The sequence below is a fragment of the uncultured Veillonella sp. genome (assembly GCF_963524655.1).
Classification (GTDB): domain Bacteria; phylum Bacillota; class Negativicutes; order Veillonellales; family Veillonellaceae; genus Veillonella.
In genome coordinates this window covers 1-2,594 of record NZ_CAURHA010000079.1, presented here as the reverse complement: position 1 = coordinate 2,594, position 2,594 = coordinate 1, and the positions used below count along the sequence as shown (strand labels likewise).

The 2,594-nt window shown below is 43.9% G+C and carries 3 protein-coding genes; all 3 read right to left on the bottom strand.

The features are described from left to right. Positions 1–8: 8 nt before the first annotated feature. Complete coding sequence (locus RYM16_RS09040; protein ID WP_314983412.1) at positions 9–767, bottom strand: SDR family NAD(P)-dependent oxidoreductase; 759 nt, start codon at positions 765–767, stop codon at positions 9–11. A 311-nt stretch (positions 768–1,078) separates the two neighbouring features. Further along, positions 1,079–2,080 (bottom strand): electron transfer flavoprotein subunit alpha/FixB family protein, encoded by a 1,002-nt coding sequence (locus RYM16_RS09035; protein WP_314983411.1) that lies wholly within the window; start codon positions 2,078–2,080, stop codon positions 1,079–1,081. After that, the coding region (locus RYM16_RS09030) for an electron transfer flavoprotein subunit beta/FixA family protein (protein WP_399553779.1) at positions 2,080–2,594 on the bottom strand (515 nt) is incomplete at its 5' end. The genes RYM16_RS09030 and RYM16_RS09035, both read right to left, overlap by 1 nt.

The following is a 2,594-nucleotide window of genomic DNA, read 5'->3' as shown; positions in this document are numbered from 1 at the left end:
TTAGCCTGTTATTTCTTATGTACCATAAAACCTGCCGCTTGTTGGTTCGCCATGATGGTTACATCAGAGATTTGCAAGCGTTTAGGTTGGTTCGTTACATATAGTACAACATCGGCCACATCCTCTGGTTGAACAGCCTCAATGCCAGCGTACACAGATTTAGCTCGTTCCGCATCACCGTGGAAGCGTACTTCACTGAATGGAGTTTCTACGATGCCTGGTTGAATGGTAGTAACCTTAATATCTGTAGCTATGGTATCCATGCGAATGCCATCGCTTAATGTCTTTACCGCCGCCTTTGTAGCGCAGTATACTGCACCATTAGGATATGCATAAATGCCTGCAGTGGAGCCCATATTTACAATATGACCTTCATTTTTATCAATCATAAAAGGTAGTACTGCTTTTGTTACATATAAAAGGCCTTTCACATTGGTATCAATCATAGTCACCGCATCATCAACAGCACTATCTTGGAAAGGATCAAGCCCTTGTGCAAGACCCGCATTATTAACGAGCACATCGACGCCACCAAAAGCCTCGATAGTAGCAGGAACCTTGCTTTCAACATCCTCGCGACTACGTACATCAAGAACTAAAGTCTCAACACGCACGCCATATTCCCTAGACAAACGAGCCTGTACCTCGCCCAATAACTCAGCACGACGACCAGAAATCAACACATTATCGCCATGCTTTGCATAAGCCTCAGCAATACAAAGACCAATACCAGACGTTGCACCAGTGACAAAAACATTACGAGCCATAAAAGCCTCCTTATTATCAATCCGTTTTATTCTATCAAGTTCATTATACCATTATGAAAATCAAAAAACGCTACCCTACTACCTATAAACGATGGAAATATTGTATACATAGATGCCTCCCCACTCCTCCAAATGACATATTGGCGCATCTGTATGTAAGACGAAAATATTTGAGCTCTACTACAGCTAGAAAGCAAATAGGGATACCTATTCGAAGCCGCCTTGGGCGCTACGCGTACCCATGAAGGCTGAGGATAGGTATCCCTATTGTTTTATTTAATTTGATTAGTAGAGCTCAAATACGCTAGCTTTTATTTCAGATGCGCCAACATATCATTTAACACTTCCATGCAATCCCCTACGATGCCATAGTTAGCGTGTTGGAAGATTTCTGCGTTTGGATCGTTGTTAATAGCCACGATTGTGTCAGCACCGGAGATGCCGCTCACGTGTTGGATAGCGCCGGAAATACCGAATGCCAAGTATAGTTTAGGGCTTACAGTTTTACCAGTTTGGCCTACTTGGTACGGCAATTCAATCCAGCCTTTTTCAACGAGTGGACGTGTAGCACCTACTACGCCGCCAATAGCTTCAGCAAGTTCATAAAGTCTATCAAAGTTTTCTTTAGAACCCATGCCGCGACCACCAGCTACGATGATATCTGCTTCTTGGATATTGTAACCATCTTTGCCGAATGGAATGAAGTCAAGACGCTTCATGCGAATGTCTTCAGGTTTAAGGTCGAATTGTTCAACTTGAATACGACCCCAGCTATCTGCAATGCGCTCTGGTCTTTTAAATACGTTAGGACGGACAGAACCCATTTGTGGACGATGGTTTGGAGAAATGATTTCCGCCAAGATGTTGCCGCCCAAAGCAGGACGAGTCCATTCTACAAGGCCTTCTGCAGTATCTACTGTCAAGATTGTACAGTCTGCTACTACGCCGTTTTGCATGCGACCAGACATACGAGGTGCCAAGTCACGACCATTGTTAGTAGCGCCGATTAAAATTACGTTAGGCTTATGATCTTTGAAGAAGTCAGTTAATACTTTTGTGTAGCCATCAGTTGTATAGTATTTCAAAAGGGGGCTTTCAAAAACATGAACAATATCAGCACCATGTGCTACCAGTTCCTCTGCTTCGGTTTGCACATTCTCACCAAGGAGCATAACTTGAACGAGCTGGCCCAATTCCTTAGCAATGCGGCGAGCTTGACCGATTAGTTCATACGTAACCGGATGTACCACGTCATCGATGGTATCGGCTACAACAAAGACGTCTCTATATTCATCAAAATTTGTTACGGCCATTACCGGTCACCTCCTTTAGAACCTTCAGTACCTTTAGCGGCAGCTACCGCCTTAAACTCACTAGGGGACACACTTTCAACAGATGCAGCCCGTTGTACTGGGTCTTTTACATCTACGCCCTCATCATTATCCTCAGCCACCTCAACTGGTGCATCATTTGGCACCAATAGATGAGCAAATTTTTCAGGCTTAATATGGTAAGCTAATTCAAGAATCTTTTTAGCCCCTTCCTCGATGGATGGCAACATTTCTACCTTGCCACGAAGAGGTGGTTGATATACCTTGCGCACCCGCGTAGGAGAGCCGTTAAGACCGATACGACTTTCATCAATATTCGGCATATCACGCAATGTAATATGAGAAATGGTATAACGTTTTGCATAAATAGAACTCCAAAGACCTGGTTGGCGTGGTTCATTGAGTTCAGCTGTCGCTGTTACAAGCAATGGTAATGGAACCTCTACGATTTCGTAACCATTTTCGTGCTCCCGTGTTACAGTTGCTTTTTGAGCCG